The 15781-nt window shown below is 71.2% G+C and carries 12 protein-coding genes and 1 pseudogene; 10 read left to right on the top strand and 3 right to left on the bottom strand.

Translation table 11 applies throughout. The annotated features are described in order from the left end of the window. Positions 1-27 precede the first annotated feature (27 nt). The 3 genes from OG972_RS06915 to OG972_RS06925 all read left to right on the top strand — a co-directional run bounded on the left by OG972_RS06915 (position 28) and on the right by OG972_RS06925 (position 2868). Positions 28-678: a DUF3105 domain-containing protein gene (locus OG972_RS06915; RefSeq protein ID WP_266979255.1), complete on the top strand. Its 651-nt coding sequence runs from the start codon at positions 28-30 to the stop codon at positions 676-678. Continuing rightward, positions 675-1325 carry a DUF305 domain-containing protein gene (locus OG972_RS06920; protein ID WP_266979257.1) on the top strand — a complete coding sequence of 217 codons (651 nt, stop codon included), beginning with the start codon at positions 675-677 and terminating at the stop codon, positions 1323-1325. The genes OG972_RS06915 and OG972_RS06920 overlap by 4 nt, the downstream gene beginning before the upstream one ends. A gap of 298 nt (positions 1326-1623) precedes the next feature. Further along, the gene (locus tag OG972_RS06925) at positions 1624-2868 is read left to right on the top strand and encodes an ROK family protein (RefSeq protein WP_266979258.1); all 1245 of its coding nucleotides are present in this window, start codon (positions 1624-1626) and stop codon (positions 2866-2868) included. Positions 2869-3076: 208 nt separating this feature from the next. On the opposite strand, the gene xylA is transcribed toward OG972_RS06925, so the two are convergent. Next, positions 3077-4246 (bottom strand): xylose isomerase, encoded by a 1170-nt coding sequence (gene xylA, locus OG972_RS06930; RefSeq protein ID WP_266979260.1) that lies wholly within the window; start codon positions 4244-4246, stop codon positions 3077-3079. 247 nt (positions 4247-4493) lie between these two features. On the opposite strand from xylA, the gene xylB reads away from it, so the two are divergent. From xylB to OG972_RS06955, 5 genes are all read left to right on the top strand, one after another. Continuing rightward, positions 4494-5990, top strand: coding sequence for a xylulokinase (gene xylB / locus OG972_RS06935; protein WP_266979262.1), 1497 nt, complete (start codon positions 4494-4496; stop codon positions 5988-5990). Between the two features lie 131 nt (positions 5991-6121). Beyond that, entirely contained in the window at positions 6122-7399 is a 1278-nt protein-coding gene (locus OG972_RS06940; protein ID WP_266979264.1) for a VWA domain-containing protein, read from the top strand. Next, on the top strand, positions 7399-8241 hold the full coding sequence (locus tag OG972_RS06945; RefSeq protein WP_266979266.1) for a hypothetical protein: 843 nt from the start codon (positions 7399-7401) through the stop codon (positions 8239-8241). Before OG972_RS06940 ends, OG972_RS06945 begins: the two co-directional genes overlap by 1 nt. 370 nt (positions 8242-8611) lie before the next feature. After that, positions 8612-9979 carry a cytochrome P450 gene (locus OG972_RS06950; RefSeq protein ID WP_266979268.1) on the top strand — a complete coding sequence of 456 codons (1368 nt, stop codon included), beginning with the start codon at positions 8612-8614 and terminating at the stop codon, positions 9977-9979. Positions 9980-10141: 162 nt separating this feature from the next. After that, positions 10142-10540, top strand: coding sequence for a DUF6221 family protein (locus OG972_RS06955; RefSeq protein ID WP_266979270.1), 399 nt, complete (start codon positions 10142-10144; stop codon positions 10538-10540). Between the two features lie 451 nt (positions 10541-10991). Here the strand turns inward: OG972_RS06955 and OG972_RS06960 are convergent, their stop codons facing one another. Beyond that, complete coding sequence (locus OG972_RS06960; RefSeq protein ID WP_266979272.1) at positions 10992-13352, bottom strand: beta-N-acetylglucosaminidase domain-containing protein; 2361 nt, start codon at positions 13350-13352, stop codon at positions 10992-10994. A gap of 500 nt (positions 13353-13852) precedes the next feature. On the opposite strand from OG972_RS06960, the pseudogene OG972_RS06965 reads away from it, so the two are divergent. Beyond that, positions 13853-14030, top strand: a pseudogene (locus OG972_RS06965) (IS701 family transposase); the annotation flags it as partial. Between the two features lie 181 nt (positions 14031-14211). On the opposite strand, the gene OG972_RS06970 reads toward OG972_RS06965, so the two are convergent. Then, positions 14212-14829: a TOPRIM nucleotidyl transferase/hydrolase domain-containing protein gene (locus OG972_RS06970; protein ID WP_266979274.1), complete on the bottom strand. Its 618-nt coding sequence runs from the start codon at positions 14827-14829 to the stop codon at positions 14212-14214. 376 nt (positions 14830-15205) lie between these two features. Between OG972_RS06970 and OG972_RS06975 the strand changes: the two genes are divergently transcribed. Continuing rightward, entirely contained in the window at positions 15206-15757 is a 552-nt protein-coding gene (locus OG972_RS06975; protein WP_266979276.1) for a DUF4232 domain-containing protein, read from the top strand. Positions 15758-15781 lie beyond the last annotated feature (24 nt).

Raw genomic sequence — 15781 nt, forward strand, 5'->3', positions numbered from 1 at the left:
ACATCGTCTTGAACCCGAGGACTCTCCATGGCTTCCGCCAAGAAGCAGAACACCCCTGCCGCCGCGCGCCGCGCCAAGCTCGAGGAGGCCCGCCGCAAGGAGCGGGCCCGCGAGCGCAGGAACCGCATCATCACCATCTCCGCCTCCGTCGCCGTCGTCGCCGCACTCGTCGCGGGCGGCGGCTATCTGATGTCAGCAGCCGACAAGCAGGACCAGGCCGAGGAGAAGGCCAAGTCCTCCCCCGTCCAGGGCGAGCGGAGCTGGGACAAGCTCACCCAGAACCATGTCGAGAAGCCGGTCGACTACCCGATGAACCCGCCTGTCGGCGGCGACCACAACCCGGTCTGGATGAACTGCGACGCCGACGTCTACACCGAAGCGATCCCGAACGAGAACGCCGTCCACTCGCTGGAGCACGGCGCGGTCTGGGTCACGTACAACGACAAGGCGCAGCCCGCCGACATCAAGAAGCTCGCGGACCGCGTCGCCAAGACCCCGTACTCCCTCATGAGTCCCGTGAAGGACCAGGACGCCCCGCTGATCCTCAGTGCCTGGGGCAAGCAGGTCACGGTGAAGAGCGCGACCGACGCACGCGTGGCGCAGTTCTTCACCAAGTACGTCCAGGGTCCGCAGACACCGGAGCCGGGCGCCGCCTGCACCGGCGGGATCGCCAAGTGACGTCCTCGGTCCGCGCGCTGCGGCCGATGGTGCTGGCGGGTGCTGCGGTACTGCTGCTGGCGCTGGGGCTGGTGGCACTCATGCTCGTACGGCCGTCCGCGTCGTCCGCCCCCCAGGGGGCGGCCCGGTCGGCCGTGCCCGCGGAGACGTCGGTCGATGTGGGGTTCGCGCGCGACATGTCGATCCACCATCAGCAGGCGGTCGAGATGTCGTTCATCGTCCGTGACCGGACGTCCGACGAGAACGTGCGGCGGCTCGCGTACGACATCATCAACACCCAGGCCAATCAGCGCGGCATGATGCTCGGCTGGCTGGAGATGTGGGGCCGTGCCAAGAGCTCCGGCCGCCCCCCGATGGAGTGGATGGGCCACACCGTCGCCCCCAGGGGCGATGGTTCGCTGATGCCGGGCATGGCGACCGACACCGAGCTGGACGCGCTGCGGGCGGCGAAGGGCAAGGACGCCGAGGTCCGGTTCCTCCGGCTGATGACCATGCACCACCGGGCCGGCGCGGAGATGGCGCAGGCGGCGGCCGACGCGGCAGGCACGGACGAGATCAGGAACCTGGCGGCGGGCATGGTCCTGGGCCAGCAGCCGGAGATCAGGCTGATGGCCGACATGCTGAAGGAGCGGGGCGCCACGGCATGAGCCGGCGGTCCGGGGCGTGGTGGTCCCGTACCTGCGTACGCGGCCACCACGCCCCGGTTGCTGCGGTCCGTCGGACGACGACCAGCTGTGGACGCGCCGGGGCAACGTTTCCGTCTGCAAGGTTGAAGTCGAGCGTGCATGCGTCGCTGCGGCGAACGGCACGCGGCGACCGCGCCCGGTCACCACGGTGTCGCGGCCCGCACCTCGAACGCGGCGGTTTCCGCCGCATGCTGCGAGGGGAACCGGTGCCCGCTCCGGACCGTACTGACGTGCGGAATCGCATAGGCTCAGCAGCGATATGAAGAGCAACCTCACGACGCTGGGGCCCAAGGCCGACAAGGACACCGTGCGACGGAGCAACCTCAGCCTGGTGCTGCGGGCCGTCCGTGACGAGGGCGAGCGCGAGGCGACCAGGGCCGGGGTGGCCGCACGCGTGGGGCTGACCCGTGCCGCCGTGTCCTCACTGGTCGAGCAGCTGCTCGACAGCGGGTTCCTCACCGAGTCCGGCAAGACGTTCAGCGGGCAGGCCGGGCGCCCCGGCACCGCACTCAAGGTGGCGCGCACCGGCCCCGCCGGGCTCGGCGTCGAGGTCAACATCGACTACGTGTCGGTCTGTGTCGTGGACCTGGCGGGCACTGGTCGGGTCCGGCTGACGGAACACCTCGACAACCGGGGCGCTCCGCCCGCCGAGGTGCTGGCGCGGGCGGCCCGGATCGCGGCCCGCACCCTGGATTCGGCGGCCGAACAGGAACTGTTCCCGGTCGGGGTGGCCCTGGCGCTGCCCGGACTGGTGTCGGGCGGCGCGGTGCGCCAGGCGCCCAACCTGGGCTGGAATCAGGTCGCGGCGGAGGAACTCTTCGCCGCGTCGCTCGCCGCGCTGCGTCCCGGCAGCCCGGAACTGCCGGTGAGTTCGGAGAACGAGGCCAATCTGGCGGCGCTGGCCGAGCTCTGGTTCGGCGGGCTCGACGAGATCCGCAGCTTTCTGTATCTGACGGGCGAGATCGGCGTCGGCGGCGCCCTGGTCATCGACGGTGAACTGCTGCGCGGTGCGCACGGGTTCGCCGGTGAGATCGGGCATGTGGTGGTGGACGCGGAGGGGCCGGAGTGCCGGTGCGGTTCGCGCGGCTGTCTGGAGCAGTACGCGGGACAGGCGGCGCTGCTGCGGGCGGCCGGGATCGAGGAGACCGGCAGCGGCATCGGGGTGGCCGAGCTGGAGCGGCGCACCCGGTCCGGGGACGAGCGGGCCGTGGCCGCCGTGGTGGAGGCGGGCCGGATGCTGGGGCGAGTGCTGTCCGGGGCGGTGAATCTGCTCGACCCGGACGCGGTGGTGCTCGGCGGGATATACCGGGGCCTGATGCCGTGGCTGTCGCCGCCCGTCGACGAGGAGCTGACGGGCCGGGTGGTGTCCGGGCTGTGGTCCCCGCGCGGCGGCCGGCTGCGCGCCTCGTCGGTCGCGGGCGACGCGGCACGGGGTGCGGCAGCGCTGGTGATGCAGGACGTACTGACCGACCCGGTGGCGTACGCGGCGCGGGTGGCGGGCTGAAACGGAAGCCGGGCCGGACCTGCCTTGCACAGGTACGACCCGGACTCGAACCGGAGCCGGGCCGCACCCGCCTGACACAGGTACGACCCGGACTCGCATGCGGAGGCGGGGGCGGACCTGCCCGACACAGGTAACGGCCTGGTGACGACAGAGAGCCCGCTCGCTGTCGTCACCAGGCCGTAAGGCCCCGGATCATCCGCCCGTGCTGTCAGCGGACCCCGAGCAGGTGGTCCATCGCCAGCTGGTCCAGCACCTCGAACGCCATGCCGCGCTCGGCCGCCGCGTTCACGTCGAAGTCCTCGAACGCCGAGCGGTCGGCCAGCAGCCCCGCCAAGCCGTCCTCGGCCGTCGGCCGGGCCAGCTCGTCGAGCCGGGAGGCGCGCAGCGCCTCCTGGACCGCCGGGTCGGCGCGGAAGGCGGCGGCGCGCTCCTTGAGGATGAGGTAGTTGCGCATGCAGCCCGCGGCCGACGCCCAGACACCGTCGTAGTCCTCGGTCCGCGGCGGCTTGAAGTCGAAGTGACGCGGGCCCTCGTAACCGGCGGTCTCCAGCAGGTCGACCAGCCAGAACGCCTGGCGCAGGTCACCGGCACCGAAGCGCAGGTCCTGGTCGTACTTGATGCCGGACTGGCCGTTGAGGTCGATGTGGAAGAGCTTGCCCGCCCAGATGGCCTGCGCGATGCCGTGCGGGAAGTTCAGCCCGGCCATCTGCTCGTGGCCGGTCTCCGGGTTGACGCCGACGAGTTCCGGGCGCTCCAGGCGCTCGATGAAGGCGAGGGCGTGGCCGATGGTCGGCAGCAGGATGTCGCCGCGCGGCTCGTTCGGCTTGGGCTCGATGGCGAACTTCAGGTCGTAGCCCTGCTCGACGACGTAGTCACCGAGCAGGTCGAAGGCCTCCTTCATCCGGTCGAGGGCGACCCGGATATCCTTCGCTCCGCCCGACTCGGCGCCCTCGCGGCCGCCCCACGCCACATAGGTGGTGGCGCCGAGTTCGACGGCGAGGTCGATGTTGCGGAGGGTCTTGCGCAGCGCGTACCGGCGCACGTCCCGGTCGTTGGCGGTGAACCCGCCGTCCTTGAAGACGGGGTGGGTGAAGAGGTTCGTCGTCGCCATGGGCACGACGAGCCCGGCCGCGTCCAGCGTCTGCCGGAACCGCTTCACGATGCTCTCGCGCTCGGTGTCCGACGAGCCGAACGGGATCAGGTCGTCGTCGTGGAAGGTCACCCCGTACGCACCCAGCTCGGCGAGGCGCTGCACGGTCTCGACGGGGTCGATCGCCGCGCGGGTCGCGTCGCCGAACGGGTCGCGCCCCTGCCAGCCCACGGTCCACAGGCCGAAGGTGAACTTGTCCCCCGGGGTGGGCTTGAAGCGTTCCGTCATTGTCTGACCACCTTCGGTGCCGTCCGGTCCGCGGCCGGTGGAGGCCGCCGAACCTCTATTTGTTCAGTGTCATGACTAATCATGCACGGTGCCCCGCGGAGACGTAAACCCCCCACCACCGGGAATCAAGGACGACCCCTGTTCCGAACGGGCCCGATCGCGTAATTTGTTTTCCGTACGATCAAATAGGTCGCACCAGCCCTCCGGCCCTCCGTGGCCCCCTGCACCGCGAGAATGAGGTAACCCCATGCCGCCGCGTACCGTCGTCATCGGCGTGGACAGCTCCACTCAGTCCACCAAGGCGGCCTTCGTCGACGCCGCAACCGGCCGGCTGCTCGCCGTCGGACGTGCCCCGCATGTCGTCACGGGCGAGGCGGGGGCCCGCGAGACCGACCCCGAGGTGTGGTGGCAGGCGCTGCGCACCGCCGTCGCCGCCGGCCTGAAGGAATCCGGCGTGCCCGCCGCGGCCGTCACCGGCATCGCGGTCGCCGGTCAGCAGCACGGCCTGGTCGTCCTCGACCGTGCGGGCCGCCCGCTGCGCCCGGCCCTGCTGTGGAACGACACCCGCTCCGCCCCGCAGGCCGCTGCCCTCACCGCCACGCTGGGCGGCGCGGACGCCTGGACCGCCCGCACCGGATCGGTCCCGGTGGCTGCGATGACCGCGTCGAAATGGCAGTGGCTGCGTGAGAACGAGCCGGAGACCGCCGCCGCGACCGCCGCGATCCGCCTCCCCCACGACTTCCTCACCGAACGGCTGACGGGCGCGGCCGTCACCGACCCCGGCGACGCGTCGGGCACCTGCTGGTACTCCACCGCCACCGGCACGTACGACCCCGAGCTGCTCGAACTGCTCGGTCTGGATGCCGCGTTGCTGCCCGAGGTGGCCGAGACGGGTGCGTCCCGCGCCGGTTCGCTGACCGAGGAGGCGGCGCAGGCGCTCGGTCTGCCGGCCGGGATCGCCGTGGCGGCGGGCACGGGCGACAACATGAGTGCCGCCGTCGGCCTCGGTCTCGGCGGCGCCGGACTGCTGGACCACCCCGTTCTCAGCCTCGGCACCTCGGGTACGGTCTTCGCCGCCTCCCGGGCCCGGCCCGCATCGGCGGCGCTCTCCGGATTCGCCGCGGCCGACGGCACGTACCTCCCGCTGGCATGCACGCTCAACTGCACGCTCGCCGTGGACAAGGTCGCCGCCCTGCTCGGCCTGGACCGCAACGATGCGGCGCCCGGCGGCGAGGCGGTGCTCCTCCCCTATCTCGACGGCGAGCGGACCCCCGATCTGCCCACCGCCTCCGGTCTGCTCACCGGCCTCCGGCACGACACCACCCCGCAGCAACTGCTCGGCGCCGCCTACGAAGGCGCGGTCGTCACCGTGCTGCGTGCCCTGGACGAGCTGCTGCGGGCCTGCGGGCTCGACCCGGCGGACCCCGAGGTCGCCGCCCGCCCGCTGCGCCTGATCGGCGGCGGCGCGCAGGGGCGCACCTGGGTGGAGACGGTACGACGGCTGTCGGGGCGGCCCGTGATCGTGCCCGGCAGCGGCGAACTGGTGGCCCTGGGGGCGGCCGCTCTCGCCGCGGCGGCGGCCGGCGGCGAGGACCCCGTCGCGATCGCCACCGGCTGGAACGCCGGCGAGGGATCCGAGGTGGACACCGAACTGCCACCCATGGCACGGGACATGGACACCTGGAACCGGGTCAACTCGGTATTGGAGCGGGCCGCAGGACCGCTGCTCGGCGGGGACCGGTAGCCACCCAGTCACCACATCCTGCAACGACCACTGACTGGCTGTCACTCGCCCCCGCCGGCCCGGGACAACGGCAACCCGGCAACCCCCGGACCGGTTTGGGGGTGGCATGTGATCTTCACTAGTATCCGGCGATGATCATAAGAAGAAGGCTGACGGTCGGGGTGGGCATCCTGCTCGCCACCCTGACCGCCGGGCTCGGCACGGCCCTCCCCGCCGCCGCCGATGAAACCCCCACCAAAGCCTCCCCCAAGGTCGAGCTGGTGCTCGACGTCAGCGGCTCCATGCGGACCCGTGACATCGACGGCCAGTCCCGGATGACCGCGGCGAAGCAGGCGTTCAACGAGGTCCTGGACGCGGTGCCGGAGCAGGTGCAGCTCGGCATCCGGACCCTCGGCGCCGACTACCCGGGCGACGACCGGAAGGTCGGCTGCAAGGACACCAAGCAGCTCTACCCGGTCGGCCCGCTCGACCGGGTGGAGGCGAAGACCGCGGTCGCGACGCTGGCCCCCACCGGATGGACCCCGATCGGGCCCGCCCTGCTGGGCGCCGCCGACGATCTCGAAGGCGGCGACTCCACCCGCCGGATCGTGCTGATCAGCGACGGCGAGGACACCTGCGGCCCGCTCGACCCGTGCGAGGTCGCGCGCGACATCGCCGCCCGCGGCATCCACCTCGTCATCGACACGCTGGGCCTGGTGCCGAACGCCAAGATCCGCGAGCAGCTGACCTGCATCGCCGAGGCGACCGGCGGCACCTACACCGCCGTGCAGCACACCGATGAACTCTCCGGCCGCGTGAAGCAGCTGGTGGGCCGGGCGGCCGAGCCCGTCGTCACCCCCGTGGCCACCGAAGGCGCGGACAGCTGCTCCGCCGCGCCTCAGCTCAAGGCCGGTCTCTACACCGACCGCGAGAAGATCGGCGAGCACCGCTGGTACCGGGTGGACGTGCTGCCCGGCCAGGAGCTGCGCGCCTCGGTGACCGTGTCCGCGGACCGCGCCGTCAACAACGACTACGGCGTGCTGCTGCGCGCGGTGACCGTGCACGGCCGCGAGATCGTCAGGGGTTCGGAGTCCGGCACCGGTCGCACCGACGCGATCTCGTCCGGGCTGCGCTACCCCAAGCCCGAGCAGGACGGCACGGACAGCGAGGACAAGCCGGCCGCGGAGACCGTCTGTCTGCAGCTCAGCAACTCCTTCTCGGCCCCGGCATCGGTGAAGACCTCACCGGGCATGCCGGTCGAGCTGACCGTCGACGTGGTGGACGCGCCGGACGATGCGGCCGATGCCGCCGCGTTCGGTCTCGGCCGCGGCTGGTGGCTCCTGGGCGTACTCGTCCTGACCGGACTGATCGCGGGTCTGCTCTTCGGCTGGATCTCGCGCTGGCGCATCGCCGTATGGAGGACCAACTGATGGTGCGTACACGACGGGTACTCGCGGGTGCCCTGCTGGCCGGGATGGCCCTGCTGACATCGGCCGGGTCGGCCGCGGCCGACGACCCGTCGGCGAGCCCGAGCCCGAGCGCCTCCGACGGCGGTACGGGACCCACCGAGGCGGGCACCACCTTCCGTACCGCGACGACGATCCAGCCGAGCCAGCGCGCCACCGCCGGGGCATCCACGGGTGACTACCTGTACTGGGTGTTCCCGGCCGACGCGGGACAGCGCGCCACCGTCAAGGCCACGGTCACCCTGCCCGGCACCGCCACCCGGCACGGCGCCTCGACCTGGCAGGTCGATGTGTACGACGGGCTGCGGCGCCGACAGGCCTGCATGTACGGCCACCAGACCAGGAAGGCGGCCGCCGACGCGTCGACCGTCGAACTCTCCTGCGTCCTGCGGACCGTTCGTGCCTGGTCCGAGCCGTGGGCGAACGACCCGCTGCCGGGCAACTACTACGTGCGCCTGACGGTTGTCGACCTGCCGTCGGCCGACCTCGGGCAACCGGTGCAGACCGCCGTCGAGGTGACGGCGGCCGACCAGGGCGGCGCCCATGACGTCGACGGCATGCTGAGCGAACCGCTGGCGCCCGGCGCGGCCTCGTTGCAGCAGACGGTCGACGCCTCGTCCGACGGCGACTCCATGTCGCCGGCCCCGCTCGGCACCGAGCCGGACGACGGCTGGGCCTCCGGCTGGTGGACGGACCGCTGGATCTGGACCGTGGGCGGCGGCGTACTCGGGGCGCTCGCGGCCGTGTTCGGCTACTCCCTCACCCGCGGCAACGGCCGCCCGTCCCGGGTCCCGCCGGGCGCCTGACCCGCCCCGGCCGCGAACCGGCCCTCATGCGCGGCGCCTTCGCCCCACACCGGTGGGGCGGGGGCGCCGCGGTGTTTCCCGTGGCGGAGCCGTCTGCTGAACGGGCCCGGACCAAGAGGGGGCCGGGAGGATCAGCGATCACGAACGGATCGCCCCCTCTCCCGTTCACGTGGGTACGGGACAGCACACACGATCCTTCGTCGGCAGTACCGCCCGGCCGACCACACTCCCGTAACGAGACCCGGATACCCTCGACAACTCACGTACTCCACAAGGCCGATGGGGTTCACCGACCCTGCCGGCACTCCGGAGTCCAGCCATGTCGCCGCGTACCGGATGCCGGTGCGCCACCAGGGAGCGGAGACCTTTCATGTCCACGGAGACCGGTCCGGCCGCCGATGCCGAGCCGCGCGGCCACGTGCCCGTTCCAGGCCCGAAGGGGCTGCCGTTCCTCGGGAATCTGCCGCAGTTCGGGAAGAACCCGCTGGAGTTCTTCGAGCGGCTGCGCGGGTACGGGGACATGGTGCGGTGGCGCTTCGGCCCCAACCCCTGTGTGTTCATAGCCGATCCGGAGTGCATAGGTGAGTTGCTCACCAGGACGGAACGCACCTTCGACCAGCCGGCGCTGGGCATCGCGTTCCGTACCGTGATGGGCAACGGCGTGGTGGTCGCGCGTGGGCCGGACTGGCGGCGGAAGCGGTCGCTGGTGCAGCCCTCGGTACGGCCGAAGCAGGTGCGGTCGTACGCGGCGACGATGGCGGGCAGCACGGTGGAGCTCGCGGACACCTGGTCCGGCGGTGAACGCATCGACATCAAGCGGGAGATGGCCGCGCTGACGCAGAAGATCGCGGTCCGCACCATCTTCGGGGTGGACACCCCGGCGGACGCCGAGGCGATGGGACGGGCGATGGATGTCGCCCAGCAGGAGATCGGCAAGGAGTTCAGCGGCATCGGCGCCCTGCTCCCCGACTGGGTGCCGACGCCCGGCCGGGCCCGGATCAAGAAGGCTGCCGCGGTCATCGACGCCGAGGTGGGCCGGGTCGTGGCCCGGCACCGGGACGGCGACGGCGAGCGTCCCGACCTGCTGAGCCGGCTGCTGACCGCGGTGGACGAGACCGGCGCGCACCTCACGGACGAGGAGATCCGCGACGAGACCGTCACTCTGTACATCGGCGGGCACGAGACGACCAGTTCCACGCTGGTGTGGGCGTGGTACCTGCTGTCGCGCAATCCGCAGACGCGCACGGCGCTCACCGAGGAGCTGGACCGTGTCCTCGGCAACCGGGAGCCGGAGTTCGACGACTACGCGCGGCTGACGTACACCCAGGCGGTGGTGAAGGAGACGCTGCGGCTGTACCCGACCATCTGGCTGGTGACCGGAGTCGCGAAGGACGGGGCGCGGATCGGCGGCGTGAACATGCCGAAGGGAACGAGGGTGTGGAGCAGCCAGTGGGCGACGCACCGCGACGAGCGGTGGTTCCCGGAGCCCGAGGCGTTCCGCCCGGAGCGCTGGGACGCCGACAACGGCGACGACGTGGCGGAGTACGCCTGGTTCCCGTTCGGCGGCGGACCCCGGGTCTGCCTCGGTACGCGGTTCGCGATGGTCGAGGCGGTGCTGATCCTGGCGGTGCTCGCGCGCCGGTTCGAACTGGACGTGGACCCGGGTGACGTCAACCCCGTGCCGACGCTGACCCTGCAGCCCGACCGGGACGTGCTGGCCACCGTGCGGGCGCGGTAACTCGGCGGGGAGCGTGTCCGTAAGGCGGAACACGCGCGGGCGCGATGTGACCTCGGCTTCCGCCGTACGGCATCCTCGTGCTGAACGAGCAGCGCGGCCCCGGAGCGGCGAGTGATCTTGCCGGTTCGGGGCCGTACCCGACTGTGGAGGATGCGGAACCCGATGACTGACAACTCCGACATGGTGGCCTTTGTCCGGGCCCGCCTGGCCGAGGAGGAACAAGTCGCGCGAGCGGCCGGCGGCGAGAGCTGGCGGTGCCCGGCCGAGGCACCGGGCGAGATCCACGACCGGACCGGCGCCATCGCGTTCAGCCTGCGGACGCATGGCTACGACGACCACATCGCCCTGCAGGATCCCGCGCGCACACTCCGCCGTATCGAGACGAGCAGGGTGCTCCTGGACGAGTACGAGGAGGTCGCCGCCCTGGACGCCGACCGCCCCCACCACGACTTCCCGTCGGGCCGCGCGGTCGGGCTCGGGTTCGTCGTCCGGCAGATGGCGGCGGAGGATGCCGGCCACCCCGACTATCAGGCCAAGTGGCTGCCGCGGTTCACCCGGTGACGAGCCCCTCGCAGGGGACAGTGACCGAGTTTCGAGACCGCGAGCTGTACGCGACCGGCGTCGGCGTCCTGCCGGGTTGAGGAGGGCCGACACCATGAGCGGATCGGTCAGGCCGCGCCGCCGCAGGGCCGCGGCCGGTTCGCTGACCTACCCGGCTCGCACGCCGCGTACGGCCACGGCTCCGTCCGGGCGCCGCCGGGACACCGCCTACGGCTGCGGCTGCATGACGGCTGTCGTCCTCGGCATCGTCGTCCCGGCGGTCGGGGCCACCTTCGGCGGCGCGGCGCTCTGGCGATGGGCGCGTGACACCTTCCCCGGCGGGGGCTACGGCTTCGCGGTGACGGTCGGCGCGCTGATACCGACGACGGATCACGAGGTGCACAAAAGGGCGGTCCGCCTCGGGCGGACCGCCCTCCTGTCTCTTGACTACGCCTTGGCGGCTACTGCTGGATCACGCCGCGGGCGAGCCATAGATGCCCATCTCGTAGACCGAGTAGCCCCAGGTCGTCTTCCGCTTGACGCCCTGCATTCGGACATACTGCACCGCACTGCCGGAGTTGATCTTGATCACGTCATTGCCGCAGCTGTCGGGGTGCTGGGTAGCCGCCTCGCTCCAGTTCGTCCCGTCCAGGGAGGTCTGGATCTGGTACTCCGTCGCGCAGGCGCCCTCCCAGGCGAGGGTTACCGCTGCGACCTCGGCGGGGGTGGCGAGCTTCACCTGGACCCACTCGTTGTCGCTGTAGCCGGATGCCCAACGGGTACCGAGCTGACCGTCGTTGACGTACCGGGCCGAGAGCCGGTCGAGGTTCTGCTCGACGCTGGATGCGCTCGCCGTGCCCTTCAGCGCGAGATTCTCCGAGCCGCCCGCGGCATCCCACAGCTGAAGCCGGATGTCCGCCTGGATGAGGAAGGAGTCGAGTACCCCGTCGCCGACCTTGGGCTGGGCCTTGCCCCAGGTGTTGCGCGCCGGATCGACCCGTACGGCCCGGGCCTGCTTCTGCAGATCCTCGGAGTCGGCGAGCAGCGCCTCGGCCTTCTCCTTGTCACCGGCCTGCCGGGCTGCGAGCGCGTCCAGTGTCTTCACCATCGACATGCCCCACAGCTGGGCGGCGTCCAGCCAGGGCTTGGCATCGGCGGCGAAGCCCTGCTCCACCGATCCGGCGCGGATGGCGGCCGGGGCGTCCTCGATTTCGTTCGCGTAGGTGCGCAGCGCCTTGACAGAATTGGTGCGGTCGCCCGCGTCCCATGCCTTCCAGAACTCGGCTACCCGGCCGGCGAGTTCGGGTGCCTGGGACTGCCAGGGGGTGGTGCCGAACGTCGGGGCCAGGTGTTCCAGGTCAGCGAAGACGAGCAGCGCGTCGGTGGCCCGGCGGTCACCGCCCGCGAGGTAGGCCATGGCGCGCGCCCAGTTCGCCTTCGCGTCGTACGCCTTGTCGTTCCAGGTGAAGTCCGCGGTGCCGAAGACCGCGATCTTGCTGGCGTACGGCTGGTTCATCGGGTTCGCGACGATGCCGGAGAGGTGGCTGGACAGGCCCGCCTCACGCTTGTCGTAGGGAGCGAGCAGCAGCCGACCGCTGGTGTTGCCGTAGTCGTTGACCGGGTAGTTGTCCCAGACGAAGACCTTGCGGCCGAAGAGCTTCGAGGCGCCGTCGGCCTGCTCGTTGGTGATCGCGGGCGGTACGACGTCGGTACCGGTCCACATGACGACGACCGCCGGGTCCAGGGTGGCCCGCATCGTCTGCTTGTAGCTGGTGTCGGTGAGGTCGCCGTACTCGGTCGGCACCATCTGCAGCGGCCGGGCGCCCTCATGGGTGGCGATGAAGTTCCGCTGGAGGTCGTTGAGCAGGTCGACCTGGGCCTTCGCGGCCGCGGTGCGTCCCGGTTGGCCGTACGCCGCCTGGTCGGCCGCGCAGTTCCACCTGGTGTAGCTGATGTCGTCCAGCGGGATCGAGAAGGACCGGGTGCCCAGGTCGTAGAGGGCCTGGAGCTTGGCCTTGAGGGCCTTGCGGTCGTCGGGGTCGGAGTAACAGACCGAGCCGCCGGGTGAGACGGCGAACGTGAAGCGGACGTGGTTCGCGGTGGCCCGGTTCACCAGCTCGCCCAGTTCGGCGAGTTTGTCGGTGGGATAGGGGTCGCGCCACTTGTCACGGTGGTAGGGGTCGTCCTTGGGCGCGTAGATATAGGTGTTGGCCTTGACGTCGCCGTAGAAGTCCATCTGATCCAGCCGCTCGGCGTGCGTCCAGGGCTGACCGTAGAAGCCCTCGATCGTGCCTCGCAGCGGCATCGACGGGAAGTCGACGGCCTGCGCGCCGGCGATCTTCCAGCCGTCGTCGCCGCGGACGAAGAGCTGATGGAGCGTCTGCACGGCGTAGAACTGGCCGGTGGCGTCGTGACCGCCCAGGGCGATCTGCGTGCCCCGCTCACTGACGTTGACCCGCAGGGCGTATCCCTCGGCGCGGTCCGGGGCGGCCACGTCGCCGAGCACCTCGGCAACGTCCGGCCGGGCGGCCGGGCCGATCCGCACGGTGAGCAGGCCGGCGGCGGCCTTGGGGACGTTGCCGGGCGTGACGATGTCGACCCGGTCGGCGCCGTGCTTCCTGAGCTCGCGGACGAGGCGGTCACGCGCTGCGGCGTCCGTGGCGTCGTCGGCGACGAGGAGCACACGGCCGGTCACGGTGGCATCGCGGCCGGAGCGGGTGAGCGACTGGGGCGTCGGGGAGACGGGCGGCAGCGGTTCGGCGGTGGCGGGCAGGTCCTGCTGCGATGTTGCGGCAAAGGCCACGGGGCCCTGAGCCAGCGCGCCAGAGGCCATGGAAATTGCAAGTGCGAGTGCGCTCAGAGCGGTAACGCGTCTTCCCACCAGGACTCCAAGAGGTCTAGACCACTATTCTGCCCGCAAGGATAGTGGTGGGACTCCATTCCCCGTCAAGGGCGTCGACCGTATTTGGGGTGGGCCATTGCCCGTTTCTCGGCTTCGCGCTCGGCAATCACCAACTACCCGACCGTCTCGGCCGGGTTCGCAGCGATCCGAGGTGCCGCGGGCAGGTGGCGGAGGCGGTCGGGAGCCGCGCACACAGGTGCGGACTCGGCTGCCCCTCACCATCACGTTGTCGGCTCAGCCCGGCGAAGCCGTGCCGGTGACCGAGCCATACAGCAGGAACGGACGTCCGCCGGTGGCGAAGTACCCGGACAAGCCGCAATCGGTGAAGCAGCTGGTCACCGTGCCGGTCGGAAAGCGGCAGAGCCGGTGCAATGACGTGAGGGCTCCCGGCCCGGCACCGGCCGCGGTGGCTTCAAGCGGATGTATTCGCGGTTCGTGGTCTTATCGAGCACGATTACCGGGAGATGAAACAGGCCCTGGGTCTGGCCTACTTCGAGGGCCGGACCTGGACCGGCCGGCACCACCACGTCACCCTCGTCTCCGTCGCACATGCCTTCTGCGCCCTGCAGCGACTGGCCAGAGCCCCAAAAAAACACGGCGCCGGCCTGAGCCTCTACCAAGTCGTCCGCGAGCTGCAGCTACTGCTCGTAGCCTGGACCGGCGCCTGCCCCACCTGCCACCGCGACATACCAGCACTCGCACCGACCTGACCAGGCCCTACTAGTCCTCGCCGCCGAAAACACCCCTCGCTCAACCGCTGTCGTCACAACAGCCCTCCTCGTCCACCAAGTCACAGGCTCGTGAGGAGGTCGTCGAGGGGGGCCGGTACCTGTTCGGGGGCGAGAGCCTCGACGAGGAGGCGGCCGTAGCGGATCTTGCGGCCTTTCTTCGTGCCGAGGAAGCGCCGCAACTGCTGCTGCCGGGGGCGACCGTGGTGTGCGGGCTGGTGCAGGAAGGTCTGCCAGGGGCGGAGGTCGCCCTCGGTCCGGACGACCTCCTCGACCCTTGCCGTGCCCAGCGCGCGGATGAGCTCGTCCTCCAGGTCCGCCGCGCACACGAAGATGTCCCGGCGTGGCGCCCGTGCCCGCTGCAGGCCGCGGTCGAAGAAGCGCTGCTCGCGCTCGTCGCACAGTCCTGCCAGACGCAGGCCGAGGCCGGGCGGCCCGAGGAGGCCGGCGTAGCGGCCGACGCTCATCGCCCCGCCCATCGGCACCACGCACACCCCCTCGGCGGCCAGGTCCCGGCCACGCAGCGCGGCCAGTGCCTCAACGGCCGCGAGGTCACTCAGCCCTTCCAGCAACACCGCCGTCCGCACCCCCAGTCGCACAGCCAGATCACTCGCCGGCCCGCCCGGACCGCCGCTCGCCCAGCCACTGACCGCGTCCCGGAACGCCCTCATCTCCGCCATGGAGCGAGTCTGCACCTCCACCGACAGCACAGCACGGGATTATTCGACGGCCCCGCTCGACATGACCGGCGCCCTCGTCACCTGGGCAGCCATCACCCTGAAAATCCGCCCATCACCTGCGGCACCGAGCCCTGCGAACCATCGGACGCCCGTCACCGAACGTCACTCCCAACAGAGATCAACGCCGTTGGCATTTGAAAAGCAGGTACTCACGTGAAAAGCAGGTACTCACCGGCAGAAGGTCCATAGCCGTCACAGCGGGCAGCTCGCAACCGGACGGCAGATACTGATCGGGTCCGTCCGCACCAGCCCTTCGCGGGGGCACACCGGCCACCCTGCCGCGATCACCGGCCGTCGAGCATCCGGGAGAAACACCATGCTTCTGCGCCCCACCATCGCCTCCGGCTTCACCGTCCCGGCCGCCGCCACCGCGATGGTTCTGGCGGCCACGGGCGCCACGGCCACGGCCGGCACCGCGCCCGCCGCCCCTGCGGCACCCTCCCGGCTCGGCACGTGCCAGGAGAAGGCCCTCAGGGTGAGGGCCGCGCCCGGCGGTCAGCAGAACGTGGTGCGCATCAGTGTCACCAATCGGGGCAGTCGCAGCTGTGTCGTCGACCGGATCCCGACCATCACCTTCCGGGGCCTGGACGGCTCCGCCCAGGCTGTGCCGCCTGCCGGGAGCGCCCCTTACGTGCTTTCGCGCGGTGGGCGGGCGTACGCCGCCCTGCGTACCGCCGATCCGGCGGGTACCGAAGGGCATGTGGTCGGCAGTGTGAGCGTGGCGGCGGATCCGGCCCACTACGGGGTCACGTTCGCAGCGGCCGGCGTGGGCATGCCCCGGGGGATCCGGGTCTGGGAGCCGGTCACCACGGTCTGGCAGGTGTCGGCGGCCGCCGCATCCGAGGCCCTGGCCGACGGTCTGGGCTGATCGCCGACGGTGCAGCGCTCGCCG

This window comes from Streptomyces sp. NBC_01669 (assembly GCF_026339735.1).
GTDB classification, from domain to species: domain Bacteria; phylum Actinomycetota; class Actinomycetes; order Streptomycetales; family Streptomycetaceae; genus Streptomyces; species Streptomyces yanii.

Excerpts from the sequence above, each read along its gene's own strand:
- OG972_RS06960 (WP_266979272.1), bottom strand. The coding sequence starts at position 13,352 with ATGGCCTCTGGCGCGCTGGCTCAGGGCCCCGTGGCCTTTGCCGCAACA.
- OG972_RS06970 (WP_266979274.1), bottom strand. The coding sequence starts at position 14,829 with ATGGCGGAGATGAGGGCGTTCCGGGACGCGGTCAGTGGCTGGGCGAGC.
- OG972_RS06915 (WP_266979255.1), top strand. The coding sequence starts at position 28 with ATGGCTTCCGCCAAGAAGCAGAACACCCCTGCCGCCGCGCGCCGCGCC.
- xylA (WP_266979260.1), bottom strand. The coding sequence starts at position 4,246 with ATGACGGAACGCTTCAAGCCCACCCCGGGGGACAAGTTCACCTTCGGC.
- OG972_RS06925 (WP_266979258.1), top strand. The coding sequence starts at position 1,624 with ATGAAGAGCAACCTCACGACGCTGGGGCCCAAGGCCGACAAGGACACC.
- OG972_RS06950 (WP_266979268.1), top strand. The coding sequence starts at position 8,612 with ATGTCCACGGAGACCGGTCCGGCCGCCGATGCCGAGCCGCGCGGCCAC.
- OG972_RS06945 (WP_266979266.1), top strand. The coding sequence starts at position 7,399 with ATGGTGCGTACACGACGGGTACTCGCGGGTGCCCTGCTGGCCGGGATG.
- OG972_RS06955 (WP_266979270.1), top strand. The coding sequence starts at position 10,142 with ATGACTGACAACTCCGACATGGTGGCCTTTGTCCGGGCCCGCCTGGCC.
- OG972_RS06975 (WP_266979276.1), top strand. The coding sequence starts at position 15,206 with ATGCTTCTGCGCCCCACCATCGCCTCCGGCTTCACCGTCCCGGCCGCC.
- xylB (WP_266979262.1), top strand. The coding sequence starts at position 4,494 with ATGCCGCCGCGTACCGTCGTCATCGGCGTGGACAGCTCCACTCAGTCC.
- OG972_RS06940 (WP_266979264.1), top strand. The coding sequence starts at position 6,122 with ATGATCATAAGAAGAAGGCTGACGGTCGGGGTGGGCATCCTGCTCGCC.